At 51.9% G+C, this 25,826-nt stretch carries 36 protein-coding genes, 2 tRNA genes and 3 pseudogenes; all 41 read right to left on the reverse strand.

Features of this window, described 5'->3' with window-relative positions; genetic code table 11:
• Window positions 1-110: 110 nt before the first annotated feature.
• Window positions 111-1,028: pseudogene (locus M1136_04730) on the reverse strand (DNA-directed RNA polymerase subunit alpha).
• A 74-nt stretch (window positions 1,029-1,102) separates the two neighbouring features.
• Entirely contained in the window at window positions 1,103-1,735 is a 633-nt protein-coding gene (gene rpsD / locus M1136_04735) for a 30S ribosomal protein S4 (protein MCL5074946.1), read from the reverse strand.
• Between the two features lie 93 nt (window positions 1,736-1,828).
• Window positions 1,829-2,224: a 30S ribosomal protein S11 gene (gene rpsK / locus M1136_04740; protein MCL5074947.1), complete on the reverse strand. Its 396-nt coding sequence runs from the start codon at window positions 2,222-2,224 to the stop codon at window positions 1,829-1,831.
• Between the two features lie 151 nt (window positions 2,225-2,375).
• Entirely contained in the window at window positions 2,376-2,759 is a 384-nt protein-coding gene (rpsM, locus tag M1136_04745) for a 30S ribosomal protein S13 (protein MCL5074948.1), read from the reverse strand.
• An 89-nt stretch (window positions 2,760-2,848) separates the two neighbouring features.
• A complete protein-coding gene (gene rpmJ, locus M1136_04750) occupies window positions 2,849-2,962 on the reverse strand; it encodes a 50S ribosomal protein L36 (GenBank protein ID MCL5074949.1) in 114 nt (37 codons plus the stop codon).
• 63 nt (window positions 2,963-3,025) lie between these two features.
• A complete protein-coding gene (gene infA / locus M1136_04755; GenBank protein MCL5074950.1) occupies window positions 3,026-3,244 on the reverse strand; it encodes a translation initiation factor IF-1 in 219 nt (72 codons plus the stop codon).
• 20 nt (window positions 3,245-3,264) lie between these two features.
• The gene (map, locus tag M1136_04760; protein MCL5074951.1) at window positions 3,265-4,017 is read right to left on the reverse strand and encodes a type I methionyl aminopeptidase; all 753 of its coding nucleotides are present in this window, start codon (window positions 4,015-4,017) and stop codon (window positions 3,265-3,267) included.
• Window positions 4,018-4,020: 3 nt separating this feature from the next.
• Window positions 4,021-4,674, reverse strand: a complete 654-nt coding sequence (locus M1136_04765; protein ID MCL5074952.1) for an adenylate kinase — start codon at window positions 4,672-4,674, stop codon at window positions 4,021-4,023.
• Window positions 4,675-4,681: 7 nt separating this feature from the next.
• Window positions 4,682-5,956 carry a preprotein translocase subunit SecY gene (gene secY / locus M1136_04770; GenBank protein MCL5074953.1) on the reverse strand — a complete coding sequence of 425 codons (1,275 nt, stop codon included), beginning with the start codon at window positions 5,954-5,956 and terminating at the stop codon, window positions 4,682-4,684.
• A gap of 88 nt (window positions 5,957-6,044) precedes the next feature.
• Window positions 6,045-6,485: pseudogene (rplO, locus tag M1136_04775) on the reverse strand (50S ribosomal protein L15).
• A gap of 4 nt (window positions 6,486-6,489) precedes the next feature.
• A complete protein-coding gene (gene rpmD, locus M1136_04780; GenBank protein MCL5074954.1) occupies window positions 6,490-6,675 on the reverse strand; it encodes a 50S ribosomal protein L30 in 186 nt (61 codons plus the stop codon).
• A gap of 194 nt (window positions 6,676-6,869) precedes the next feature.
• Window positions 6,870-7,346 (reverse strand): annotated as a pseudogene (gene rpsE / locus M1136_04785) (30S ribosomal protein S5).
• A gap of 63 nt (window positions 7,347-7,409) precedes the next feature.
• Entirely contained in the window at window positions 7,410-7,778 is a 369-nt protein-coding gene (gene rplR / locus M1136_04790; protein MCL5074955.1) for a 50S ribosomal protein L18, read from the reverse strand.
• A 33-nt stretch (window positions 7,779-7,811) separates the two neighbouring features.
• Window positions 7,812-8,396: a 50S ribosomal protein L6 gene (gene rplF, locus M1136_04795; protein MCL5074956.1), complete on the reverse strand. Its 585-nt coding sequence runs from the start codon at window positions 8,394-8,396 to the stop codon at window positions 7,812-7,814.
• 19 nt (window positions 8,397-8,415) lie between these two features.
• Window positions 8,416-8,814 carry a 30S ribosomal protein S8 gene (rpsH, locus tag M1136_04800; protein ID MCL5074957.1) on the reverse strand — a complete coding sequence of 133 codons (399 nt, stop codon included), beginning with the start codon at window positions 8,812-8,814 and terminating at the stop codon, window positions 8,416-8,418.
• Between the two features lie 39 nt (window positions 8,815-8,853).
• The gene (locus M1136_04805) at window positions 8,854-9,039 is read right to left on the reverse strand and encodes a type Z 30S ribosomal protein S14 (protein MCL5074958.1); all 186 of its coding nucleotides are present in this window, start codon (window positions 9,037-9,039) and stop codon (window positions 8,854-8,856) included.
• 16 nt (window positions 9,040-9,055) lie between these two features.
• A complete protein-coding gene (gene rplE / locus M1136_04810) occupies window positions 9,056-9,547 on the reverse strand; it encodes a 50S ribosomal protein L5 (protein MCL5074959.1) in 492 nt (163 codons plus the stop codon).
• Window positions 9,548-9,679: 132 nt separating this feature from the next.
• Window positions 9,680-9,991: a 50S ribosomal protein L24 gene (gene rplX / locus M1136_04815; protein ID MCL5074960.1), complete on the reverse strand. Its 312-nt coding sequence runs from the start codon at window positions 9,989-9,991 to the stop codon at window positions 9,680-9,682.
• Between the two features lie 27 nt (window positions 9,992-10,018).
• On the reverse strand, window positions 10,019-10,387 hold the full coding sequence (rplN, locus tag M1136_04820; GenBank protein ID MCL5074961.1) for a 50S ribosomal protein L14: 369 nt from the start codon (window positions 10,385-10,387) through the stop codon (window positions 10,019-10,021).
• Window positions 10,368-10,670 (reverse strand): 30S ribosomal protein S17, encoded by a 303-nt coding sequence (rpsQ, locus tag M1136_04825; GenBank protein MCL5074962.1) that lies wholly within the window; start codon window positions 10,668-10,670, stop codon window positions 10,368-10,370. Before rpsQ ends, rplN begins: the two co-directional genes overlap by 20 nt.
• 138 nt (window positions 10,671-10,808) lie before the next feature.
• Window positions 10,809-11,000, reverse strand: a complete 192-nt coding sequence (gene rpmC / locus M1136_04830; GenBank protein MCL5074963.1) for a 50S ribosomal protein L29 — start codon at window positions 10,998-11,000, stop codon at window positions 10,809-10,811.
• Window positions 11,001-11,116: 116 nt separating this feature from the next.
• Window positions 11,117-11,545 (reverse strand): 50S ribosomal protein L16, encoded by a 429-nt coding sequence (rplP, locus tag M1136_04835; GenBank protein MCL5074964.1) that lies wholly within the window; start codon window positions 11,543-11,545, stop codon window positions 11,117-11,119.
• Window positions 11,546-11,629: 84 nt separating this feature from the next.
• A complete protein-coding gene (rpsC, locus tag M1136_04840) occupies window positions 11,630-12,298 on the reverse strand; it encodes a 30S ribosomal protein S3 (protein ID MCL5074965.1) in 669 nt (222 codons plus the stop codon).
• Window positions 12,299-12,640, reverse strand: coding sequence for a 50S ribosomal protein L22 (gene rplV / locus M1136_04845; GenBank protein ID MCL5074966.1), 342 nt, complete (start codon window positions 12,638-12,640; stop codon window positions 12,299-12,301).
• A 17-nt stretch (window positions 12,641-12,657) separates the two neighbouring features.
• A complete protein-coding gene (gene rpsS / locus M1136_04850; GenBank protein MCL5074967.1) occupies window positions 12,658-12,945 on the reverse strand; it encodes a 30S ribosomal protein S19 in 288 nt (95 codons plus the stop codon).
• Window positions 12,946-12,965: 20 nt separating this feature from the next.
• Entirely contained in the window at window positions 12,966-13,802 is an 837-nt protein-coding gene (gene rplB / locus M1136_04855) for a 50S ribosomal protein L2 (protein MCL5074968.1), read from the reverse strand.
• A 26-nt stretch (window positions 13,803-13,828) separates the two neighbouring features.
• Entirely contained in the window at window positions 13,829-14,113 is a 285-nt protein-coding gene (gene rplW / locus M1136_04860; protein ID MCL5074969.1) for a 50S ribosomal protein L23, read from the reverse strand.
• Window positions 14,114-14,149: 36 nt separating this feature from the next.
• Window positions 14,150-14,770 carry a 50S ribosomal protein L4 gene (rplD, locus tag M1136_04865; protein MCL5074970.1) on the reverse strand — a complete coding sequence of 207 codons (621 nt, stop codon included), beginning with the start codon at window positions 14,768-14,770 and terminating at the stop codon, window positions 14,150-14,152.
• A 41-nt stretch (window positions 14,771-14,811) separates the two neighbouring features.
• Entirely contained in the window at window positions 14,812-15,456 is a 645-nt protein-coding gene (rplC, locus tag M1136_04870; GenBank protein ID MCL5074971.1) for a 50S ribosomal protein L3, read from the reverse strand.
• Window positions 15,457-15,509: 53 nt separating this feature from the next.
• Window positions 15,510-15,818, reverse strand: a complete 309-nt coding sequence (rpsJ, locus tag M1136_04875; protein ID MCL5074972.1) for a 30S ribosomal protein S10 — start codon at window positions 15,816-15,818, stop codon at window positions 15,510-15,512.
• Window positions 15,819-15,821: 3 nt separating this feature from the next.
• The gene (tuf, locus tag M1136_04880) at window positions 15,822-17,024 is read right to left on the reverse strand and encodes an elongation factor Tu (protein MCL5074973.1); all 1,203 of its coding nucleotides are present in this window, start codon (window positions 17,022-17,024) and stop codon (window positions 15,822-15,824) included.
• A gap of 54 nt (window positions 17,025-17,078) precedes the next feature.
• Window positions 17,079-17,154: transfer RNA gene (locus tag M1136_04885), tRNA-Thr, on the reverse strand.
• A 168-nt stretch (window positions 17,155-17,322) separates the two neighbouring features.
• Window positions 17,323-17,398, reverse strand: a tRNA-Thr gene (locus M1136_04890).
• Between the two features lie 84 nt (window positions 17,399-17,482).
• Entirely contained in the window at window positions 17,483-18,736 is a 1,254-nt protein-coding gene (locus tag M1136_04895) for an MFS transporter (protein ID MCL5074974.1), read from the reverse strand.
• A complete protein-coding gene (gene rlmB / locus M1136_04900) occupies window positions 18,733-19,485 on the reverse strand; it encodes a 23S rRNA (guanosine(2251)-2'-O)-methyltransferase RlmB (GenBank protein ID MCL5074975.1) in 753 nt (250 codons plus the stop codon). The genes M1136_04895 and rlmB overlap by 4 nt, the downstream gene beginning before the upstream one ends.
• A gap of 11 nt (window positions 19,486-19,496) precedes the next feature.
• Window positions 19,497-20,888, reverse strand: a complete 1,392-nt coding sequence (gene cysS, locus M1136_04905; GenBank protein MCL5074976.1) for a cysteine--tRNA ligase — start codon at window positions 20,886-20,888, stop codon at window positions 19,497-19,499.
• The gene (cysE, locus tag M1136_04910; protein MCL5074977.1) at window positions 20,885-21,598 is read right to left on the reverse strand and encodes a serine O-acetyltransferase; all 714 of its coding nucleotides are present in this window, start codon (window positions 21,596-21,598) and stop codon (window positions 20,885-20,887) included. The genes cysS and cysE overlap by 4 nt, the downstream gene beginning before the upstream one ends.
• 186 nt (window positions 21,599-21,784) lie before the next feature.
• Entirely contained in the window at window positions 21,785-22,261 is a 477-nt protein-coding gene (gene ispF, locus M1136_04915; protein MCL5074978.1) for a 2-C-methyl-D-erythritol 2,4-cyclodiphosphate synthase, read from the reverse strand.
• Window positions 22,262-22,289: 28 nt separating this feature from the next.
• Complete coding sequence (gene ispD, locus M1136_04920; protein ID MCL5074979.1) at window positions 22,290-23,009, reverse strand: 2-C-methyl-D-erythritol 4-phosphate cytidylyltransferase; 720 nt, start codon at window positions 23,007-23,009, stop codon at window positions 22,290-22,292.
• Between the two features lie 32 nt (window positions 23,010-23,041).
• The gene (locus M1136_04925; GenBank protein MCL5074980.1) at window positions 23,042-24,091 is read right to left on the reverse strand and encodes a PIN domain nuclease; all 1,050 of its coding nucleotides are present in this window, start codon (window positions 24,089-24,091) and stop codon (window positions 23,042-23,044) included.
• 275 nt (window positions 24,092-24,366) lie between these two features.
• On the reverse strand, window positions 24,367-25,749 hold the full coding sequence (radA, locus tag M1136_04930; GenBank protein ID MCL5074981.1) for a DNA repair protein RadA: 1,383 nt from the start codon (window positions 25,747-25,749) through the stop codon (window positions 24,367-24,369).
• Window positions 25,750-25,826 lie beyond the last annotated feature (77 nt).

Consider the following 25,826-nt stretch of genomic DNA (forward strand, 5'->3'; position numbering starts at 1 on the left):
GCTATGATGGCTTCTTCTTGTGTAGTCGTCGGGGGCACGGCCTCTTCTTCAGCCATTTCTTCTTTTGGAACCTCGGCCAAGGCGCTCGCGGCCAAGCGTGAGCCGTCTAAGAGTCCTCTGACCGCTAATCGGTCACGCAACTCCTCATAGGACTTGTGACCAAAGTTTCGCACATGCAACAGGTCTTCCTTGGTCATTTCTAGAACCTGGCCGACCTTGGTGATCCCCGCCCGCTTTAGGCAATTATGAGCCCGTATGCTGAGATCCAAGTCTTCGATGGGTATGTCATAGACTTTAGGAGGGATACTTGCAGGTCTCAGAAGGGGCTTTTCGAGACGCGTTATCGGTTTAGCACCAAGCTCCTCAAGCACAGTTAGGTTCTTTATAAGGATTTGGGCTGCCTGAGCAATCGCTTCATCTGGCGCGATGGTTCCGTCTGTCCAGACTTCCAGTATCAGGCGGTCATAATCCGTTATTTGACCGACACGTCTACGTTCGACTTTAAAGTTTGCTTTTTTAACAGGGGTATAGATAGCGTCGACTGGTATGACTCCGATTTCTGATCCAGAACGGTCATCGGCTGGGACATATCCCCTTCCCCGCTCGGCTGTGAGCTCCATGTGCAGCCTAGCCTCGTCTGAGTCGAGCGTGGCAATGTGTAACTCGGGATTGACGATTTCTACCTCAGGCGGGCAGATCAGGTCAGCTGCGGTGACCTTTCCAGCGCCGGTGGCTTCGAGGAACAATTGTACCGGATGATCCGAAAAGCAGCGCAATCGCAGCTGCTTAATATTCATTATAATCTCGATTACATCTTCACTCACGTGAGGTATACCAGAGAACTCATGATACACGTTATCTATCTTTAGCGAAGTTATGGCAGCGCCAGGAAGCGCTGAGAGCAAGACACGGCGCATCGCATTACCGATGGTTATGCCAAAGCCTGGCTCAAGGGGTTCGATCTGGTAGCAGCCGTAGTTCTCTGAAGTAGTTACAACCTGTGTCTTAGGCAAAACTATGTCAATCAACTAGAGTCAGCCTCCTTAGGCGGTGACAGAAAGGTCGGGTGGGGTCGTCTGACCCACCATATCCCTTTAACCGTCTACCGCGAGTAGTACTCAATAATTAAGTGCTCTTGAATGCTGGCATCGATGTCCGAACGCGTTGGGGCAGATAGCACTCGTCCAGATAACGTAATTGGATCAAGGCTTAGCCAGGTAGGTGCGGATTTATGTGGGATCTCTTGCTGTAGAGCTTTAAAATACTCCGTTTCTCGGCTGTTTTCTCGGATAGCGATGACGTCTCCCGGTTTGACGATGTAAGAGGGGATATCGGTTTTCTTACCATTGACGGAAAAGTGTCCATGTCTAATTAGTTGACGAGCCTGGCGCCGAGATTCGGCAAAGCCAAGCCTAAAGATGACGTTATCCAATCTGGATTCTAATAATTGCAATAGATTTTCTCCGGCAGCACCTGGCCGCCTTTTAGCAGCGTCAAGGTGCTTGCGGAACTGTCGCTCTAGGACACCATATATATATTTAACCTTCTGTTTCTCTTGTAGTTGTAGGCCGTATTCGGAAACCTTATGCCGGCGTTGAACTTGTCGCCCTGGTGGATAGGGACGCTTATTCGGCTCCACAGCGCATTTCGGCGTAAAACAACGATTTCCTTTAAGCAGCAACTTAGTGCCTGCTCTTCGGCAAATTTTACATGCCGGACCGGTATATCTACTCATTATGCCTCCTCGCGTTACAGTCCAAGAGGGATGCAATAATGCTTTCTATCTTGAGCTTACCTCTAGCCCTCCTGGTTATGCTCCGAACTGTTCTTATACTCTCCGTCTTTTTGGTGGACGACAACCGTTGTGAGGTATAGGCGTGACGTCCGTGATAGCAGTGACGGCTAAGCCGGCGGCTTGCAACGAGCGGATGGCTGCTTCACGTCCAGAGCCGGGACCCTTGACGAAAACGTCGACTTGCCGCATCCCGTGTTCCATTGCCTGTCTAGCGGCCTTCTCTGCAGCCACGCCGGCAGCGTAGGGGGTACTCTTGCGGGAACCCTTAAAGCCCGCTCCTCCACTGCTGCTCCAGGTGATAACGTTTCCGTTAGGATCGGTGATGGTAACAATAGTGTTATTGAAGGTAGATTGGATGTATGCTCGGCCGACAGGTATCTGTTTCCGCACACGGCGTCGTGGCCGTGCCCCTTTTCTTCGCTCAGCCATTCCAACTCCTCTCGCATCCTATCCCCGAAAGGGAATTATCAAGAATTCTTTAAAGCCTGTTTTTGATTCAGCGGGTTTATATAGAATAATCTCTGGAATTACTAAGAGAGCCCAGACGGGGCTCTTGAGCATCGATCGCTGAGTGTTGGATTTATTTCTTTGCGGTGGCCTTGCGCCGCCCGGCTACAGTCTTCCTTGGTCCGCGCCTAGTACGGGCGTTGGTACGGGTCCGCTGTCCACGAACGGGTAGTCCCCTGCGGTGGCGGATCCCGCGGTAGCAACCTATCTCCATTAAGCGCTTGATGTTGAGGTTGACCTCACGCCGTAAATCGCCCTCGACTTTATACTCACGGTCAATAAGATCGCGAATACGTCCTATCTCTTCCTCCGTTAGGTCCTTTACTCGTGTATCTGGATTTACCTGCGTGCGCTCCAGGATTTGTTTGCTCAATGTTGGCCCTATACCGTAGATATAGTGCAAAGCAATTTCTACTCGCTTATCCCTAGGGATGTCAACCCCAGCGATTCTAGCCATTCCTTCCCTCTCTCATAGAAAGTAATAAACCCCTAATACATTCGATTGTCCATCAGTAGATGTGCTGTGGTGAACAATTGAGTCTATCACTATCCTTGTTTCTGCTTGTGTTTGGGATTTGAACAGATGATCACCACAGTCCCTTTGCGGCGCACAATCTTACATTTTTCACAACGTGGCTTAACTGATGCTTGTACTTTCATTTGTTCCTTGTTTACTGACGGAATTCTGGGATATTTTACATAAAATGGATGTATTTTGTCAATTCACTTAAGACGATAGGTGATTCGTCCACGGGTCAGATCATACGGTGATAACTCGACAAGAACACGATCTCCAGCGACTATCTTAATGAAGTTTAGGCGAAGCTTGCCAGAGATATGAGCAAGTACCCTATGTCCGCTAGCCAGCTCGACCCGGAACATAGCATTAGGTAGCGCCTCGAGAACTTTGCCCTCCACCTCAATGGCGTCCTTTTTCGGCATACAAACTCCTGCCCTCTATCTCACGGGCGCGTCAAAATTTGTGGCTCGCCATCAGTGACAGCTATGGTGTGTTCGAAATGAGCTGACAAGCTCCGATCCTGGGTTATCACCGTCCATTTATCGTCAAGAACCATTGTTTCATATCTCCCGGCGTTGACCATCGGCTCGATAGCTAGCGTCATGCCTGGCCGTAAGACTGGGCCGTGATTGGGAGGCCCAAAATTGGGAATCTGAGGTTCCTCGTGCATGCTGCGCCCAATGCCGTGACCGACATATTGGCGTACTACGGAGAAACCGTGCGATTCCACGTAGGACTGGATAGCCCAAGAAATGTCACTGAGGCGTTTACCGGCTATCGCCTGTGCTATGCCCATATAGAGGGCTTTTTCCGTGGTTTCCAAAAGCAACTTGGCTTCTTCGCTGACCTGGCCAACGGGAACGGTGATAGCTGCATCAGCGTGTAATCCATTATAAATGGCCCCCAGATCCAGACCAACTATATCCCCTTCGCGCAGGACACGGCGCCGCGATGGTGGGCCATGAACTACCTCCTCGTTGATGGAGACGCAGAGCGAGGCAGGGAAACCATTGTATCCCTTAAATGAGGGGATAGCGCCTTGTTTCCGAAATGACTTGTTCACGATAGCATCGAGCTCAGCGGTGCTGATCCCTGGCCTGATCTTCTCTTGCAAAAGTGCTAAAGTTATGGCCACAATTCTCCCGGCCTGGCGCATAAGCGCTAACTCTTCGCCTGATTTGATGATTGCAGCCATATACTATACAAACTGCAGCTGGAGGGCTGCCAGAATATCTCGCTGGACATTCTCAACTGACTGCTCGCCGTTTATCCTGATAAGCAATCCGCCTTCCTCGTAATATTTGATTAGGGGTGCTGTCTCCGTAAAATATACCCCCAATCTTGTACGGACGGTCTCTTCCTTGTCATCAGGGCGCTGATATAGCTCTCCTCCACATTGTGGACATACCTTCGGCTGTCGTGTTGGGTGCTTTCTATCATTATAGTCTGCTTCGCAGTTCCGACATAACCATCGGCCTGACAGTCGCTCGACCAGCTTATCCTCTGAGACATCAATGTAGAGTACCCTCGTTATTGATTTTCCTATTTCGTGCAGAGCTGCGTCAAGAGCCTTGGCCTGGTTAATGGTGCGGGGAAAACCGTCCAATATCGCTCCCCGGCCACAGTCTGGCTTGGCGAGCCTCTCGCGAATAAGGTCGATCGTAATCTCGTCTGGAACTAATAAACCACGCTCCATATATGATTTAGCCAGCTGGCCAAGCTTTGTGCCGTGTCTAAGTGCTGCACGGAACAGGTCTCCTGAGGAGATATGAGGTGCCTGCAACTGAGTAGCTAACATCTTTGCTTGTGTGCCTTTGCCAGCCCCTGGAGCGCCGAGTAAGATGATGTACATTTTGCCTCTACCTAATGAACCCTTCGTAATGTCGCATTAATAACTGGGATTCGAGCTGTCTCATGGTATCTAAAACGACGCCGACTACAATCAATAACCCTGTGCTGCTGAGAACTAGCTGTGTGCCGATACCACGGGCGAAAAAGGGAAGAACAGCGATGATGCCGAGAAAGATGGCCCCTAACCATGTTATGCGGTTAAGTATCTGCCTCAAGTACTCCGCCGTAGGCCTTCCTGGGCGGATACCCTGAACAAAGGCGCCATATTTTTGCAGGTTATCGGCAAGGTTTTGCTGTTCAAAGATGACTAGAGTATAGAAGAATGTAAATCCAACTACCAGTACGAAATATAGCCCCCAGTAAAATACCCCGCTGGTATTAAAAGTGTCAAACACCCACTTTGCTGTTGAGCCTATCGTTCCCTCGGAGGCCATAAAATAGCTCGCTACCGTCCCAGGAAATATCATAATCGACATGGCGAATATTAATGGGATCATCCCGGCGGAATTTACACGCAATGGGATATATGTGCTTTGCCCGCCATACATTCTTGTGCCACGAATACGCTTTGGATAGTGGACAGGGATACGCCGCTGGGCCTCCTGTACCACGACGATAGCACCAACGGTGATGACCCCCAAAAGGGCAAAGAAGGCGAGCGCCATGTAATCGCTGCTGATTAGTGATTGCCCTAGCATTTGGGGCAATCTGGCGACGATGCCGGCGAAGATAATGATCGATACACCATTGCCGATACCATTCTCACTGATCAGCTCACCTAACCACACCAGCAGGATCGTTCCCGCGGTCATAGACATAATCATTGCGCTAGTGGGTAGGAGCGTCTCCCCTGAGAGGCCAAAATTGGTGATAATGCCTTGGCTATGCAGGAGTGTCGCTGTTGCATAAGCCTGTAGGGCGGCGAGGGGAACGGTGAGCCAGTGGGTATATTGGTTGATCCTTTTTCTCCCGGCTTCGCCTTCCTTGCCCAATTCCTGTAGATGGGGAATAATGGGATGGAGCAGCTGCATGATGATCGAGCTGGTAATGTAGGGGTAAACACCCATAGCAGCTACAGAGAACGTGGTCATCGCCCCACCTGAGAATAGGTCGAGCATACCCATAAGCTGATTTGTTTGGAATAGCTGCTGTAATTTCTGGAAATCTACCCCGGGCACCGGAATATGGGCGATCAAGCGGAAGAGGATAAGCATACCGATAGTGAAAATGATCTTTCGCCGCAAGTCCGGCAATTTAAAAGCATTCAGCATGGCCTGTAACATAGCTTTACGTCTCCCGACGAGTGTTGGTATCCTCAGCCGTGCCTATAGCGTTGGCCTTGGATTTGATTATTCCCCTTCCCTTAGCAGCGATCTCTATCGCTGTTCCTCCAGCGGCTTCGATCTTCTCCTTAGCACTGCGGGAAAATTTATGGGCCATGATGGTAAGGGGCTGCTGGAGGTCACCGTGACCAAGTACCTTCACCAAGCGTGAGGAAGAAGCAATAAGTCGCCTGCTAGCCATCTGTTCTGGTCCAATGCGTTCTCCTGCGTCAAACTTAGTTAGCTGTCGTAGGTTGACTACGGAGTATTCCGTTCGGAATTTGTTCACGAAACCACGTTTATGGGGCAAGCGTTTCATCAGTGGTGTTTGTCCACCCTCGAAGTGAGGGTGAATCTGCCCACCAGAACGTGCTTTCTGTCCTTTAGTACCGCGGCCAGCGGTCTTTACACGGCCGGAACCGTGTCCCCGCCCCACTCTTTTCCGGTTTTTCCTTGACCCCGCTGCTGGCCTTAGATCGTGAAGTCTCATCAACTTACTCCTCTGCTTCCTCCACCTTAACCAAGTGACGAACCGTCTCGATCATCCCTCTGACTGAGGGGCTATCTTGGTGTTTGATAGTTTGATTAAGTCGCCGTAGCCCGAGGGACTTAATCGTTTCCTTCTGGCGTCTGGTATGTCCAATAGCACTTTTCGTCCAGGTGATGCACAACTTAGTCATTACCCTTAACCTCTCTGTGTGGCTGTGGATGGCTTTTTCTTCCTTGGACTGGGGTGCCTCGTTGGGCCTGTTGTCCTTGGAGTTTGTGCCTCAGGGTCTTGAGGAATTGGGGGCGATGGCTGTGTTGCCGCTGTTTCACTGGTAAGGGTACCGCCGGAAGAGACAGTGAATGTACCTTGCTCATCGATACTCGGCCTTCCTCGTCGCCTTATTTCCTCCTTGGGATTACGCAGTTGTCGTAGTCCCAGGAGGGTTGCTTGGGCGACGTTAACTGCGTTTGGGCTGCCGAGTGATTTAGTTAAGATGTCCTTTATGCCGGCGGATTCAACGATGGCGCGCACCGCTCCGCCAGCGATGACACCTGTACCGGTGGCTGCTGGCTTGAGTAATACTATGGCAGCCCCAAAGGAGGAGACGACCTCGTGGGGGATTGTTGTTCCAACGAGTGGTACCGCGATAAGGCACTTTCGCGCCTCTTCAGCACCCTTGCGGATCGCCTCAGGCACTTCTCTTGCTTTGCCAAGTCCAACACCAACGTGACCGCAGCCATCCCCGACAACAACAACGGTACTAAATCTGAAGCGTCGTCCGCCTTTTACGACCTTAGCCACGCGATTAATACGGATGACACGATCTTCTAAGTTCAATTTAGATGGGTCTATCTTCGGCATTAATCCCCCCACTCAAAAAATCGGATGGTAAGCATTCGCTGGATCCGATAGCGTTACCACAGATCAGAACTCTAGCCCAGCGGCACGTGCCGCGTCGGCCAGGGCCTTTAGACGGCCATGGTAGCGGAAGCCACCCCTATCAAAAACGACACGCTTAACGCCATGTTCTAGTGCTCGCTTGGCCAGTAACTCTCCGACTAATCTGGCCTGATCGGTCTTACTTAAACCGTCCTGCTGCTGTCGTATCTTCGATTCCAGGGTCGAAGCAGCGGCAAACGTATGGCCGTGATCATCGTTGATCAATTGGGCATAGATGTGCTTCAGGCTACGGAAAACGGCCAGGCGTGGTCGCGCCATTGTACCAGCCACTTTTTTTCGCACCCTTCGGTGTCTCCTTATTCGGGCAGTTCTAGGGTTTGTCTCCTTACTCATCGATGCTGATCCTCACTTCTCTTAGCAGCATGACTACTTTTTGCTGGTGGCTTTAGCGGACTTACCAGCCTTACGGCGCACTCGCTCACCAGCGTATCTAATGCCCTTACCTTTATATGGCTCGGACTTCCTGATAGCTCGAATCTTAGCTGCCAGATCGCCAACCTTCTCTTTATCTATCCCTCTGATAACGAAACGGCTAGAGAGCCAATCATTAGTAGATGTTGGGGTGAAGGTCTCTAAATCCGTAATCTCGATCCCATCCGGCGGGGTGATCTCTACCGGGTGAGAGAACCCCAGCTGCAAAATGAGCTTATCCCCTTGTTTCTGGGCGCGGTAGCCGATCCCATAGATTTCCAGGGCCTTTTGGAAGCCCTGCGCCACTCCCGTGACCATGTTAGCCAGAAGGCTACGCGATAGCCCATGTAATGCACGGCGCATCTGATCATCAGATGATCTGCGCACGGTTATTTGCCTATCGTGGATCTCGATAATGATTTCAGGACTGAATCTCCTGGTTAGCTCTCCCTTAGGCCCTTTTACAGTTACCTCATTGCCGTCAATATGAACCTGAACGCCATCTGATATTTCGATGGGCATTCGTCCTATTCGTGACACAAATGGAACCTCCTGGCGTTTACCAAATGTAGCAGAGTACCTCGCCACCAACATTCTGTCGACGCGCTTCCTGGGCTGTCATTACTCCCTTTGGGGTAGAGACGATGGCGATGCCTCGTCCACTCTTGATGCGGGGCATTTCACTGCTTTTTGCGTACACGCGCAGCCCAGGCTTGCTGACACGCTTAATCTCACTGATCAGTGGCTGCTTACGGCCTGTATAGCTAAGCCAAATACGCAACGTGCCCTGTGGGTTATCCCTAAACACCTCGTAGTCCTTAATGAACCCCTCTTCTTTAAGGATTTTGGCGATAGAAATTTTAAGATGTGAGGCGGGTATTAATACTTCTTCGTGTTTGGCCATTATGGCGTTGCGGATACGCGTGAGCATATCCGCTATTGGGTCAGTTATATTCACACTCAACGTCCTCCTCGGCAACCCCGATTCGATCATTTCTTACCAGCTAGACTTGATGACCCCCGGTATTTCCCCAGCGAGGGCTTTTTGGCGAAAGCAAATACGGCAGAGGCCAAATTTGCGTATGTAGGCACGTGGCCTACCACATAGATAGCAGCGATTGTGCTGTTGTACCTTGAAGTGCCTGGGGCGCTTAGATTTGACTATCATCGACTTCTTGGCCACTTCTACCCTCTTTTGACTAATTTTGGAATGGCATACCCATCAATTGTAATAGTCGACGTCCCTCCTCGTCGGTTTTGGCCGTGGTGACGACGCTGATCTCCATACCGCGCATCTTATCGATTTTATCGTATTCGATCTCGGGGAATGCCAATTGCTCCTTCAATCCAAGAGTATAATTGCCGTGTCCATCGAAGGAATTGCTTGATATGCCGCGGAAGTCGCGTTGTCGTGGCAAGGCCACATTGATCAGCTTGTCCAGGAACTCATACATACGGTCGCCACGTAGGGTTACCATTACTCCAATCGGCATACCGGCACGCACCTTGAAAGCGGCGATTGATTTTTTGGCTCTCGTAATGACTGGGCGCTGCCCGGTAATAGTGCTCAGATCATGCACGGCAGCATCCATAGCCTTGGCGTTCTGTGTAGCTTCGCCGACCCCGATATTTATAATGATCTTTCGGAGACGGGGAACCTCCATTATATTTCTGTAGTTGAGTTCACGCATCAGCGTGGGTATGACTACCGTCTTATGGTGTTCTTTTAGTCTTGGTGACAATGGTTGACTCCTTGGGATGGTCTTCCGCTGACCGGCCTCCGGGAAAAATTTGACTTGGGTCAGCGCCCTCTTATTTTCAATTTAACTGATGATCTCGCTGCAAGACTTGCAGAAGCGAACCTTTTTACCATCACTTAGGAAGCGATAACCAACTCTGGTAGCACGGTTACACTTGTCGCAGACGACGGCTACATTGGAGATGTGGATTGGTGCTTCCCGTTCGATGATACCGGCCTGGCGAGCCGTTCCTCTCGGTTTAGTGTGTTTTTTTATGATATTTATGCCAGAGACTAGTACTTTATTTTCCTTTGGCAGGACGCGATGGACCTTACCCCTTTTACCTTTATCTCGACCGCTTAACACTAAGACGGTATCGTCCTTCTTAACCTTCATCAGTCTCTGATCTCCCCTCTTTCCTACCTAAAGCACTTCGGGGGCCAAGGATACGATCTTCATAAAGTTCTTATCACGCAGCTCACGCGCCACTGGACCGAAGATACGCGTTCCCTTCGGGTTGTTCTTATCGCTCAGGATCACGGCCGCGTTTTCGTCAAACTTGATATAAGATCCATCCGGTCGGCCATATTCTTTAGCTGTACGTACTACGACAGCCTGGACAACAGTCCCCTTCTTAACCGACCCGCCCGGCACAGCCTGCTTTACGGAGGCAACGATAACATCTCCAATCTCTGCATACTTTTTATTGGAGCCACCTAAGACTCTGATACACATGAGCTCGCGTGCCCCGGTGTTGTCAGCCACCTTTAATCTACTCAATGGCTGTATCATTGCTGGCCTCCTTCTCGGCCAGGCTTATGTCCTCGCCATGCTTCAAAATTTCTGCGACAGCCCAGCATTTTTCTTTGCTCAAGGGGCGAGTTTCGATGATTCGTACAAGATCGCCAATCTTGCTTGTGTTATGCTCATCATGGGCCTTGTATTTGACTGTATGGCGCACAGATTTACGATAGAGCGGGTGTCGTTTCAACACCTCGACCGCGACGACGACAGTCTTTTGCATCTTGTCACTAACGACCCGACCGATTCTTGTTTTGCGCTTTTTTTCCACTATGTTCTCCTTTGCGCCTGGTTCTGGCCGAATGGGCGTGCTCTCAAAGAGCAAGGAAACAGGGAACGCTGCCAGTCCCTGTGTGGAGACCTTCCCAGAAACGTTCCCTCTGGATCTCCTCTTGGTATCCTCCTATGGCGCTTATGGCCGTTCCCGTTCGTGCATTATAGTTTTTATTCTGGCGATAATCTTCCGTAACTCAGGCAGGCGGGCATAATTCGCTTTCTGCCGAGTGGCCATCTGAAAGCGCAAATTGAAGAGCTCTTTATGGGCCTCATCCAATTTCATTCGTAGCTCAGCCTGGCTAAGTTCTCGAATCTCTTTTGCTTTCATCGTTTACCCCTAGATTTTTGGCTTCCAAATTATAGCAAATGGACGTCGATATGTCATTTTTGAGCGGCGGACAGAGAACAATTTTGGAAGCCATACTGGGAGAGTTTGACATCCTCTTAGTCGGTGGTGGCCTGAAGCGTTTCCTTGGTCACAAACATTGTCTTGATAGGCAGCTTATGCGCGGCTAAGCGCATGGCCTCTCTGGCGGCTTCCTCTTTTACACCACTGACTTCAAAAAGTATCCTGCCCGGTTTTACTACAGCGACCCAGTGATCGAGGGCGCCCTTACCGCTACCCATGCGAGTCTCGGCGGGTTTGGCTGTTACTGGTTTATCCGGGAAGATGCGGATCCAAACCTTGCCATCTCGTTTGATGTGGTGGGTAATGGCACGACGAGCGGCTTCGATTTGGCGACTATCTATCCAGCTCGCCTCCAGGGCCTGTAAACCAAAATCTCCGAAGGCAACGGTAGTACCACGGCTTGCCCTTCCCTTCATTCGACCTCGTTGGGCCTTACGGTATTTTATCCTTTTTGGTTGTAACATCTAAGATCTCTCCTTGGAAGATTACCTGGGGGCGGCTGTTATTACAGAGCTGCTTTTGAATACTCTGTTGGTGAGTAATCAGGGCTAACTAACTATGGGCGCTGGTTTGGGCTCCTCCCCCTTCTTCTCTGGAAGAATATCCCCTTTGTATATCCAGACCTTTACTCCGATAAGTCCGAATGTAGTCAAGGCTTCGGCAAACCCGTAGTCGATATTGGCACGGAGTGTATGTAGGGGAACCTTTCCCTCTACCTCTCGTTCACGTCGGGACATTTCAGCGCCAGCCAGACGTCCGGAAACAACAATCTTAACGCCCTTAGCCCCACGCTGCATCGCTCTGGTTATAGCCTGCTTCATGGCCCGCTTGTAGGTAACCCTTCTTTGGATCTGCTCAGCTATGCTCTTAGCCGTGAGATAAGCGTCCAGTTCTGGCTGGCGAATCTCTTGGATGTTAACACGAATCCTCTTGCTGGTAAGTCTTTCAAGATGCTGTCGCAGGTCTTCAACCTTAGTACCGCTTCTGCCGATTACGATACCAGGCTTAGCCGTATGAATGGTGACCGTAACCTGGTTGCCGGATCGTTCGATCTCGATCCGTGATATACCGGCATCGGCAAGTCTCTGTTTGATCATTCGTCGTATGTTCAGGTCCTCGTGAAGCAGCTCTCTGTACCCTTTTTCGGCATACCACTTAGCGTCCCAGCTCCTGGTGATACCGAGCCTAAATCCGGTAGGATGGACTTTTTGACCCAATTACTCCTCCTTTTCCTCAACGATGACGGTGATATGGCTAGAGCGTCGGCGAATAGGATGGGCTCGTCCACGGGATACAGCCCGAAATCGCTTGGGCAGCGTTGGCCCTGGGTCAGCTGTAATATGACTAATGAACAGATCAGCGATTGACAGATTGTAATTGTTATCTGCGTTAGCAGCGGCGGACTTCACCACCTTAGCGACAGCTTTAGCAGCTGCATTAGGAATGAATTGCAGGATGGTTAAGGCCTCATTGACTGATTTGCCACGCACGGCATCCACCACGAGACGGACTTTGCGTGGTGACATACGTACATACTTGGCTACAGCTCTTACTTGCACGTTTCTCTCCGATGTTCCTATTTCTTAACCGTTGTGGCTCTTTCTGACCTGGAACTATGTCCCCTGAAATGACGTGTGGGGGCGAATTCACCAAGCTTATGGCCGACCATATTCTCGGTGATATAGATGGGAACGTGGCGCCTCCCATCGTGTACGGCGATCGTATGGCCGACCATTTGCGGGAAAATGGTCGAGTCGCGAGACCATGTTTTAATTACCCGTCTCTCACTGCTCTTATTGAGGAGTTCTATCTTTTTCAACAGCTTGGGATCAACGTACGGTCCCTTTTTTAGTGATCTGGACAATGGTCATCCTCCTTAACCAGCTATTTCTGACTTTGCTTCCTTCGCATCACAATCATCTTATTTGAGACCTGACGGCGCCGGGTCTTAACTCCCCTAGCTGGTTTACCCCAAGGTGTTTTGGGGGAGGGCATCCCAATAGGAGCCTTGCCCTCTCCGCCCCCGTGAGGATGATCACGAGGAGTCATAGCCGAACCACGTACAGTTGGCCGATGCCCAAGCCAGCGGTTCCGACCAGCCTTGCCCAGCTTGATGTTCTTATGTTCCACGTTACCAACCTGCCCGACAGTAGCCATACAACGGGCATGCACGTAGCGCAGCTCACCGGATGGTAAGCGGATAAGAGCTCGATTTTCCTCTTTGGCCACCAATTGGGCAGCTGTTCCGGCGCTGCGCACTATTTGCCCACCTCGGCCGGGCTGAATCTCGATATTGTGAATCAGCGTGCCAACGGGCATATGACTCAAAGGCAAGCTGTTGCCGACTTGTACCTCGGCGTTTGATCCTGATTGGATCTTGTCACCCACTTTGAGCCCCAAAGGGCACAAGATATACCTCTTCTCCCCATCGGCGTAGTGTAACAAGGCAATACGGGCCGACCGGTTTGGATCATATTCGATAGCAGCCACTTTAGCCGGTATATCGAGCTTATCACGTTTGAAGTCAATTATCCGATATAGTCGCTTGTGACCACCACCACGATGGCGAATGGTAATGCGTCCATGCGCATTACGTCCTGCCTTCCTACGTAAAGGCGCTAGCAGAGAACGCTCTGGTTCTGTCTTGGTGATCTCTTCGAATGTCGAAGGGACCATCCCTCTTCGCCCGGGGGATGTCGGCTTATACTCTTTTATTGGCATGCGCTAAGGCCTCCCCCCTTCTCCATTTAACGACCTTCAAATATCTCAATCCTTTGTCCTTCTTTTAGCGTGACGATAGCCTTTTTCCATGGTGATGTCACCACGTGGTGTCTTCCCACTCGCTGTGGTTTGCCCGGTACCTTGATTATGTTTACGGCGACAACATTAACCTTGAAGATTTGCTCTACCGCTTTCTTAATCCCTATCTTGTTGGCCTCCCTGGCCACTTCAAAGGTATATTTATTCTGTCCACTCAGGAGCATACTCTTCTCGCTGATTATGGGACGTCTTATAATTTCGTAAACATTCATTCGGGATGGCCCCCTTCTGTTTTGGTGATGGCTTGCTTAACCAAGAGTCGCCTCCACTTGGCGCACAGATTCTACCGGCATTAGAAGGTAATTATAGCGCAATATGTCAACTACGCTTAGGCTTTGGGCAGTAATAGTTTTCACATTTGGGATGTTGCGTGTGGCCAGCTCTACACTTGAGTCAGGTTTAGGCAGGACGAGCAGGGCTGATGAGGTAATCGACATCTTTCTTAATATCTCCAGCATCTCCTTGGTCCTGGGCTGCTCCATCTCCAGCTGTTCCAAAATAATTAGCCGTTGGTTAGCTACCTTAGCCGAGAGAGCGGACTTAATCGCTAAACGCCGGGCCTTTTGGGGCATATCCTGTTTATAGCTGCGAGGGTGTGGCCCAAAGGCAACGCCACCTCCTTTCCAATGAGGTGCCTTGCGAGAACCTTGTCTGGCCCGTCCGGTACCTTTTTGTCGCCAAGCCTTGGCCCCACTGCCAGAGACCTCGCCTCTCGTCTTTGTCGACGCCGTGCCCACACGGGCATTGCTGAGCTGTCGAACAACAGCCTGATGTAGAGATGGTTCGTTGATGGACCTGTTGAAGATATCATCGTCAAGGTCGATTGTACCAACAACCTGAGCGTCTTTATTGTATATGGGGACTTCCACCTTGTTATACTCCTGTCTTTGCAGTTAGATCACCGTTTTGACTATTTTTGCGGTCCAGCCGCCACCCTCATTTTTCTTGCCCTCTTGACTAAGAGGAGGCTATTCCTCGCTCCTGGTACAGCTCCCTTGACTAATAGCAGATTTCTTTCAGGGTCGGCTTGTACTACTTGTAGGTTCTGAACAGTCACCCGTCTGTGGCCCATTCGCCCAGCCATTCTGGTTCCCTTGAGAACACGACCCGGTGTAGTAGTCGCTCCTATGGAACCAGGGGCTCGATGACGGTCCGATTGCCCATGTGTTTTAGGGCCACCGGCGAAATGATGTCGTTTGACAACACCGGCAAAGCCCTTGCCTTTGGAGATCCCGGTAATATCTACTAACTCACCTGCTTTGAAGATACCGACGTCGATCTTCTGCCCGATCTGTAAAGGCTCTATGTCTTTGGCCTTTATCTCCCGTAGGTGGCGCAACACAAGCAACTTCTTCAGATGTCCTCTCTCGGGTTTATTTAGCCTCTTGGCTGCTGCAAAGCCGAGCTGAACGGCTTCATAGCCATCCTTCGCAACGGTTTTGATCTGTGTTACATAGCACGGCCCGGCTTCGATCACAGTTACCGGCATAACGATCCCCGTTGGATCGGAGATACGGGTCATTCCAACCTTGCGTCCTAAAATGCCTTCGACCATAGTTATAGCCAAGGAAATGCATTCCTATGATGCCATCCCTTGGTTCCAGCCTCCTATAGCTTGATTTCGATATCAACCCCTGCTGGCAGGTTAAGGCTCATAAGAGCGTTCACCGTCTTTGAGGTTGGTTCCCAAATATCAATCAGGCGTTTATGGGTTCTTATCTCGAACTGTTCTCGGGAATCCTTATCAATATGCGGAGAGCGGATAACGCATATCTTCTCGATCCTCGTTGGAAGGGGGACAGGCCCGGCGACATGAGCCCCCATCCTTTCGGCTGTTTCGACGATTTGTTTTGCTGATTGATCAAGCAACCTGTGGTCATAAGCCTTAAGCTTGATTCTAATACGTTGCCTTGCCATAAACTACTCCAAGGTCTTAGTGATGACGCCGGCGCCGACGGTATGTCCTCCCTCTCGGATAGCGAAGCGCAGTCCTTCCTCGAGGGCTACTGGCTGGATCAATTCGATTTCCATGCGGATGTTATCCCCTGGCATGACCATCTCCACCCCCTCGGGTAGGCGGGCTTCCCCGGTCACATCCGTTGTCCGCAGGTAGAACTGGGGGCGGTAGCCGCTGAAGAAGGGGGTATGTCGTCCCCCCTCCTCCTTGGTGAGGACGTAGACCTCGGCGGCGAAGTGGGTATGGGGGTGGATGGAGCCTGGCTTGGCCAGCACCTGTCCTCGCTCCACCTCATCGCGCTCCACGCCTCGCAGGAGGCAGCCGATGTTGTCCCCGGCCTGTCCCTCATCGAGGGTCTTATGGAACATCTCCACCCCGGTCACCACCACCTTACGTGACTCTGGGGCGAAGCCGACTATTTCCACCTCGTCGCCCACCTTTATGCGTCCGCGCTCCGCCCGGCCGGTGACCACCGTTCCTCTCCCCTTGATGCCGAAGACGTCCTCGATGGGCATCAAGAAGGGCTTATCGATGGCCCTTTCTGGGGTGGGGATGTAGTTATCGACGGCCTCGAGGAGTTGCCAGATGCACTGGTACTCTGGGGCGTCTGGGTTGGTGGCGGGTGATTCGAGGGCTTTGAGGGCGCTGCCGCGGATGATAGGTAGCTCCTCTCCGGGGAAGCCGTACTTAGAGAGCAGTTCACGCAGTTCCATCTCCACCAGTTCCAGGAGTTCTGGGTCGTCCATAGCGTCCACCTTATTGAGGAAGACGACCATACTGGGGACCTCGACCTGTCTAGCGAGGAGGATATGCTCTCGTGTTTGGGGCATAGGTCCATCGGGGGCGGAGACGACCAAGATGGCCCCGTCCATCTGGGCGGCCCCGGTGATCATATTCTTGATGTAGTCGGCGTGTCCTGGGCAGTCGACGTGGGCGTAGTGGCGCTTATTCGTCTCGTACTCCACGTGGGCGATGGCGATGGTGATCCCCCTGGCCTTCTCCTCCGGGGCGTTATCGATGCTGTCGAAGGAACGAAACTCGGCCTCTCCCTTCATGGCCAGCACTTTAGTGATGGCTGAGGTGAGGGTGGTCTTGCCGTGGTCCACGTGTCCGATGGTGCCCACATTCAGGTGGGGCTTGGTTCGCTCAAATCTCTTCTTGGCCATTTATCCCTCTTCCTCCTTAAAGTTCACTTGAATAAAACACTGCACTATTCTCCCTGGAGCCCACGACCGGGATTGAACCGGTGACCTCATTCTTACCAAGAATGTGCTCTACCTACTGAGCTACGTGGGCGTCCCCTGTCGGCTACCGGCTAACTATATAGAAAAAAATATTCTCCCTCAGGGTTTATTGTTTCCCACCCAATGCCAGCTTGACCTGATAGGGGAAGCCAGGCTCAAACTGACTAGCCATTTCAGGTAACAACTCTGTGCCTTTTGGCGATAGCCCTCCCCTATTGGGTGGAGCCGACGATGGGACTCGAACCCGCAACCGGCGGTTTACAAAACCGCTGCTCTGCCAATTGAGCTACGTCGGCCTAAGACGATAATTATACGTAAAAAAGCGCCCAGGTCAAGGGCACCACCGTTATTATACGGCATAATATTTGCAAATGTCAAATTTAACGACTCTTAGCCAATCCCCTTCTCACCTGTGAGCCGACGGTCAATAGCCAGCCAAGACATAGCAAATAGAGTACAGAATCGACGACGAAGACGCTTCGTAGGTTGAAGCTGGCCAACGAACCGCTTACCATTGGACTCAGGGCATTACCTAACATCACGGCGCTGCCCAATAAGCCAAAGCCGATCCCCCGGCAATGGAGCGGAATGATCGAGCCTCCCAGCGAATAGATGAGGGTTAAGACGCCTCCGGCGGCTAAGCCAAGCGATACTCTGGCAGCCAACAGCTGCCATGGCGTCTGAACAAAGGCAATAGGCAGGACGAGGAGAGCTCCCCCGCCAATGGCGAGTGGGAGAAGATATCCCGGGAAGGTACGGGTGGCCAACCGACCCATAAAGGCGGCCGATAGGGCGGTCGCTACTGCCCCTAAGGAGATGATTAATCCGGCTATCGAGGCAACCGCATAATCAGGCGTACCCAGCATAGCCACGTACAGTGGCAGGATGGGTGAGAAGCTCTTGTCGACGAAGGAGGCCAAAAACAGTAGCAAAACCAAGGTGGTGAATCCAGGCAATCGCAGCATATCGCGCCAGGATAATTGAGGGTTGTGTTCGTCGGCCACGGCTAAACAAGGGCCTCTCTCCTGATACAGGGCAGTGACGATGATAGCGGCTAGCAGACACATGCTGGCACCGATGAAGAAGGTATGTCGTAAGCCGAGAAGGTCAGCAAGCATGCCACCAACCAGTGGACCTATGGCCAAGGATGACACCTGGGCGGCCTGTACCATCCCGACCGATTCGCTGACCTTGTCCCGGGGGCAGGAGGTCGTCACCAGAGCCATAGACATTGCTCCAACACCACCCAGGATGCCGATGGCCATGCGTAAAATTAGCAGCTGCCAGACATTGTTGACGAGGCCCATCAGGAACAAGAACACGACAAAACTGAAAAGTGAGCGCTGCACCATCATCTTGCGCCCATAAAGATCACCAATCCTACCCCAAAAGGGGGCCAGAAGTGAAGCCAGAAGGGGATTAACACCGAAAAGTATCCCTGACCACAAGGCTACCTCCCTGACATCGGTTACCCCCAACATTTGGACATACAAGGGCAGGAAAGGTATCACAAAATCAAAGCCGGTGAAATTGATGAATACGGCCAGGGCGATGGCATACTGATTGCGCCTCCATTGCTCATCAGGAATGGCCGATCGAAGTTGCCAGTTGAAAATCTTATTCGGTAGCCTCATCCTGAGGACTCCTCTCCTCTCTTCCTCTGTTGCCAGACATGGTAGAGTACTAGAGACCCCGCCACAGCCGCATTGAGCGAGCCTACTAACCCCCGCATCGGTATTTTCACCAACAGGTCACAGTTTTCCCTTACCAGGCGGCTGATGCCTGTCCCTTCTCCACCAACCACCAGGGCCAATGGTAAGGTTAAATCGACCTCGTCGTAACTGCGTTCACCAGCTAAGTCAAGGCCAATTACCCAAATCCCCTGGGCCTTTAAGAATCGTAGACAGCGAGTAAGATTAGTAACTCGCGCTACTGGTACGTGCTCCACTGCTCCGGCAGATGACCTCACCACAGCCGCCGTAACCTCAACGGCACGATGTTTGGGAATGATTACCCCGTGTGCCCCCACGGCCTCAGCTGTACGCAGCAATGAACCAAAATTCTGAGGGTCCTGGAGGCTATCGAGGATTAAGAGCAGCGGCATCTCAGCACGTTTTTGAGCCTCGGCGAGGATGGTGTCAACATCAGCATAGCTATATGCTGATACCTCTACAGCCACACCTTGGTGATCGTGAAGTCCAGTGATTCTATGTAGGGCCTGTCCATCCACTACCTGGAGGGGGATACCACGCTGCTGAGCAAGGTCTACGATTCGGGCCACAGCGGCCGTCGGCTTCGCCTTGGCCAACAGATAGACCATTTTTACCGTCCGTCTACCCCGTAAGACCTCGTAGACGGAGTTCCTACCCCAGATAATGTCCATACGAACGAGACCTATCTCAGCCTGTGCCAGGTCGTCCCATCGGGCCGATCTTCAAGCTGGATGCCCAGTTCCGCCAATTGACTCCGTATTTTATCTGCTGAAGCCCACTGCTTGGCCGATCTCAAATCGGCTCGCACCGCAATCAATAGCTCGATCAATGGCTTAGCAGCCAAATCCCTAGCGCTGGTCGGTTCTGTCAGGGTCAGCCCTAAGACAGAGGCGAGTTCTCGTAAAGTTGATTGAGCTTCCGCTAAGGATTCCTTCGGAGCTCCCTGTTCCGCAGCCCGGTTGATCTCCCTTGCCAGATCGAAGAGATGTCCGATAGCCGCGGCTGTATTAAAATCATCGTCCATGGCGGCTACAAAACGCTGTCGGGTCTCTTGGGCTATTACTGTTACAGGCGAAGGGCTAAGGTCGCTTGGCGAAGCCGCCATATCTCTGACCACGGCACGCAACCGTTCAATCCCCCGCTCAGCGGCGATCACCGCCTCATCGCTATAAACGATAGGGCTTCGGTAATGCGAGGAAAGAACGAAAAGACGTAATGCATCAGGACTGAAACGCTGTAGAGACTCTTTTACGGTTACCAGATTGCCCAGCGATTTAGACATTTTCTCTTCGCCCAAGCGCAGGAGGGCATTGTGAACCCAGTAACCTACGAAGGGAACCACCCCGGTATACGACTCTGTTTGAGCCAGTTCGTTCTCGTGATGCGGAAAGATTAGATCCTGTCCTCCACCGTGGATATCGATCTGTTCACCGAGATATTTTAAGGACATGGCCGAGCACTCGATGTGCCACCCCGGTCGGCCCATCCCCCAAGGGCTCTTCCAGGCCGGTTCTCCTTGTTTCGCTGCTTTCCAGAGGACAAAATCTGCCGGGCTGGCCTTTCGCGCATCCACCTCCACCCGAGCGCCGGACACCAATTCATCTAAAGGACGACCGGATAGCTTACCATAGTCTGGATCAGAGTTCACGGCAAAATAGACATCGCCATTGGCAACGTAGGCGTGTCCCTTCGTCAACAATCCCTCGATCAGATGAATGATAGCGTCGATCTCCTGCGTCACCTTTGGGTAGACATCAGCACGTTTGATATTCAGAGCGTCCATGTCGGTGAAATAATCGTTGATATATTTCTCGGCCAGTTCATCTGGCGAGACGCCCAATTGCCTGGCCCGGGCGATGATCTTATCATCCACATCAGTAAAGTTTTGCACGTATTTAACCCTATAACCGCGATATTCGAGATAACGGCGGATCACGTCGAAGGCGATGTAAGACATAGCATGACCCACGTGTACGGCATCATAGGGTGTGACCCCGCAAACATACATCTTAACCGGCTTGCCGAGTGGCCGAAACTCCTCTTTCTGACGTGTCATCGTGTTGTAGATTTTCATTCCCCTCTCCCTGAAAGAGGATCTTGGGATAAAACGTCACGACGGTTGTCCTCTGGCAATTGCTCTAGTCTGCTCTCTGACCATTTGTGCTCCAGGGCTGATAAGCGATCCTCCAATTCCAGGATCTTGTGCTGCAGGCATGCAAGCATCTCTGCCTCCGGATCCGGCAACTGCACCTTCGTAGTTGAGCCGGTGCGGGGATCACGAAACGTCACTATCTTAGCTGGCACCCCCACGGCTGTGCAGTTGTCTGGCACATCACGTAGTACCACTGAACCGGCCCCGATAGTGACGTTGTTACCAACTACGATAGATCCTATCAGCTTGGCCCCGGCACCAATAATGACGTTATTCCCGATAGTGGGGTGGCGTTTACCCTTCTGCAAGCTGGCGCCACCGAGGGTAACGCCTTGATACATTGTCACATCATCCCCTATTTCTGCTGTTTCGCCGATCACGATCCCCATGCCGTGATCGATGAACAAGCGCCGGCCAATCCTTGCCCCCGGGTGAATCTCAATCCCGGTCAGCAATCGGTTAAGGTGTGAGATGAGTCTAGGGATGACGGGGACACGGTGGACGTGCAACCAATGGGCTATGCGATGTATCCAAACAGCGTGCAACCCGGGATAAGCCAGCAATACTTCCCAGATGTTAGCGGCTGCCGGATCGCGCTCGAAAGCGGCTTGTATATCTTCGCGGATGGACATGTTGAACCTCCTCCATAAAAGATCACTGCATTGGCGATATAGCGGGCCTTCAAACAGGGGTATTGCTAGCCGCAATACCCCTTCAGACATACGCACCGCAGGGTACGAAAGGCCTGTCTGTCCAGGCGTCCGCCACGTTCTTTAAGGAGAAAGGTTAACACCTATCAGTCCATCTCCTCAAGGGAACTATTTGACCTTCTCTAAAGCTACAACAGCGTAGGCTGCTATGCCTTCTCCTCGCCCAAGAAAACCGAGCCCTTCGCTGGTTGTGGCTTTGATGCTCACCCGTTCTATATCTATGCTCAGTTGTCCAGCCATCTTCTCTCGCATCGCTGTGATGAAAGGGGCCAGCTTTGGTTTCTCCGCGATCACTGTAGCATCCATATTGGCTACTTGCCACCTGTGCCTCTCAAGCAAAGCGGCCACATCTCTCAACAAAATCAAGCTAGAGATGCCTTCGTAGCATGGATCATCCGCTGGGAAATGCTGGCCAATATCACCAAGGGATGCTGCACCAAGGATGGCGTCGATAACGGCGTGAATCAGCACATCCGCATCAGAGTGCCCCTCTAGCCCAAGCTCATAAGGGACAATCACGCCACCTAAAATAAGCCTTCGACCTTGGGCCAAGCGATGTACATCGTAGCCAATACCAACTCGCATAGCTAAGACCGTCTCTATTACACCCTTTCTAGCGAATCGCCTCAGCTTGACGCTTCAGAATCATCTCAGCTAGAGTCCAATCCTCCGGAGTGGTGATCTTTATGTTATCGTATGATCCCATGTAGACCTTCACCGGGTGCCCCTGACATTCGAGCAGCGTGGCCTCATCGGTAACCTCAGCTGTGCCCTCCTGATAAGCGGCCGTGATCAGATCATAGCGAAAGACCTGGGGGGTCTGAATGACCCATATGCCGGATCGCTCAGGAGTGGATAGGACGATGCCCCGCGCATCAACGATCTTAATCGTATCCTTGACTGGAACACCAGCGATGGCCGCCCCAAACTGTTTGGCCTCAGCCAGACCACACCGGATCAAGTGTTCAGAAACGAATGGCCGAGCTCCATCGTGGACGATGATCCACTTACAGTTCTGCAGTGAACACAGACCGTGCCAGACGGAATCTTGGCGACGCTCGCCCCCCAGGCATAGCTGCCGCACCTTCCACCAACCGGAACCCTCCACAAGTCTGCGCCCAAGGTCAAAATTTGATTCGTTGAGAACGATCACGATATCGTCCACTTCAGGGCAACGCTGAAAAACCTCCACTGTGCGTGACAAGAGCGGCATCCCACCGAGTTTGGCGAAGAGCTTGTCGTTTCCCATACGCGCGCTCCTCCCAGCGGCGACGATAACCGCAGCGGTGCGGTCGATTTCCTTAATCTGATGGTCAGAACCGTCGATGGCCATCCTCCTCAAGAACCCCAAGCAGCTGGAATACCCTATTCGCCTTTCAGATGAGCGAAAATCATCCGTCCGGCGACGGTTTGCAGCACTCTCGTCACGACGACTTCTACCTCAGTGTTAAGGTGCTTGCGTCCATCTTCCACCACAACCATCGTGCCATCATCAAGATAGCCAACGCCCTGACCTATCTCCTTCCCCTCCTGGATGAGCTGAATCGTCATCTCCTCGCCTGGTAACACAACCGATTTAACGGCGTTGGCCAGTTCGTTGATGTTGAGTACGCGCACACCCTGTAACCCAGCCACCCGATTAAGATTGTAGTCATTAGTGATGATGGGGCAACGGAACTGTTTAGCCAGCTTGACCAGACGATTGTCCACATCGCCGGAGCCATCCACTTCGCTATCGATGATTTTGATTGGAACAAGTGACTCCTTCTGCAATCTGTTCAACATATCCAGCCCACGTCGACCCCGGTTACGACGTAAGGCGTCTGGAGAATCGGCGATATGTTGCAGCTCATTAAGTACAAACCTGGGCACCATTAGTGTTCCCCCAATGAATCCGGTCTGGCTAATATCGGCGATGCGTCCATCGATAATCGCACTTGTATCGATGAGCACCTGCTCCGAGGAACTGCTTTGGCGCCCCTCCATCAGCAGCTGCCAAGGGGAGGTCAGTAGGGCGAATATTTCCCTCTTCCGCATCACCATGACAGAGATGCCCAAATAGGAGAAAACAACCGTAGCTGCCAGGGGAAGAACTTTGCCCAAGAAGGATGGTAGCATGGATAGGGGAATAGCGAGAAGGGCTGAGATGATAAGCCCTATGAGCAAACCGATTGTAGCTGCCAGTAGCTCCTGCGCCGATACCCTGTGGGCCCGTTCCAACAACCACAGAGTGGGGCGTATGGTTGCGTAAGGGGTCAGGGCTAATCCGATTCCCAGCCCCAATATCCCAAAGATGAGTCCGAGGATGATCTGTTGTCCCTGAATAATCTCAGGAGTAATTGAGCCCCCAAAACTCCAGCCTAAATATCCCAGAGTGACCGCGCCAAGAATACGAACGATAAGATCAATCTTCATTGTACTCCCCTCCCAGCACCCACTGCGACGGCAACATCTCTCTAGATGGCTTGATTTAGGAATAAATATAGTGTACCGAAGTACACTTGCAAGATGACTATCCTTTCTTCTATGGAATTAAGCGATAAATAATTAATAGATAATACCTTTGATGCCTGCTCAGTCAAGCACTTGCCAATGTCGGTTCGGTAACAGTTCCCCTATTCAATTAGAGTCCAATGACATCCTTATAGGTATTGTTACGTTATCAATACTAACACGGAGATGGAGCCTTGTCAAAAGGCTTTTGCCCAGGCGATATCAAGGGCTTGACTCACTGTTTCTGCTCTGAGAGTCTCGATGCCCAGACTCTGGGCTAGCCGGACATTATCCATAGACTTGGGCAACAGGCACCGGCTGAACCCCAGCTTGGCTGCCTCGGCCAGGCGTTTCTCCAGCTGCCCAACACGGCGCAATTCACCTGACAGTCCTATCTCTCCGATGGCCACTAAATCTGGGGGGATCGGCCTCTCACGGAAGCTAGAGGCAATGGCCAAGGCCACACCCAAATCGGCCGCAGGCTCACTGATGCTCAATCCGCCAACGACATTTACATAAATATCCTGATTGGAGAGGCCCAGTCCCACACGCTTGGTCAGCACTGCGGTAAGCAATAACAGACGATTAAAATCGATCCCATTTACTGTGCGGCGAGGGAGTCCAAAGCTGGTTGTACTAGTCAGACTCTGTACCTCCACCAACAGGGCTCGTGTCCCCTCCAAGGTGACCACAACCGCGGAACCCAGGGCTGTTGCCGGACGCTCGGCCAAGAAAACCTCTGAGGGGTTAGGCACCGGCACCATGCCCTCAGCTTGCATTTCAAAGACACCAACCTCATTAGTAGAACCAAAGCGGTTCTTCACCGCCCGCAATAGTCTATAAGAGTGAAACCGTTCCCCTTCCAAATAGAGCACCGTATCCACGATATGTTCCAGGACACGTGGACCGGCGATCGCCCCTTCCTTCGTGACGTGCCCGACCAGGAAGATTGAGATATTGCTGGATTTAGCCAGGCGCATCAAACACATCGTACACTCACGCAACTGCCCAATGCTGCCCGCCGCTGATGCTAACTCTTCCAGATATACGGTTTGGATGGAGTCGATGACGACTATCACCGGGTTGAGCTCCTCAATCCTATTGATGATCACATTCAGATTGGTCTCGGCCAAGACGTAGAGGCGCTCAGATACACTGTTTAAGCGATCGGCGCGCATCTTAATCTGTTGTGCGGACTCCTCGCCCGAGACGTAAAGCACCGTGCCGATGTTTTCAGCCAGGAGGGAGGAAGTCTGTAGCAAGAGCGTTGATTTACCTATTCCGGGATCGCCACCGATAAGGATGAGAGAACCGGGCACGATGCCTCCACCCAAGACGCGGCTGAATTCCTCAATGGGAATGCGAATTCGCTGAAAACCGTTGGCCGCGATCTGGGTTATGGGTTGTGGTGGGGCTTGGGATGTCACCAGGGTGGAAGACGGCCCACCTGAGGTGAGGGCTGTCTCTACTAGACTATTCCATTCCCCACAACTGGGGCAACGGCCAAGCCATTTGGGGCTTTCGTTGCCGCACTGTTGACAGACAAAAACGGTCTTGCCCCGCGCCTTCATATCGCTCATAGCTCCTATCTAATCCCGGCATCTCTATCGCTAACCTTCCTTACCCTACAAGGGCGGGGATTATGCGCCCGTTAAGT

The sequence above is a fragment of the Chloroflexota bacterium genome (genome assembly GCA_023475225.1).
Lineage (GTDB): Bacteria > Chloroflexota > UBA6077 > FW602-bin22 > JAMCVK01 > JAMCVK01.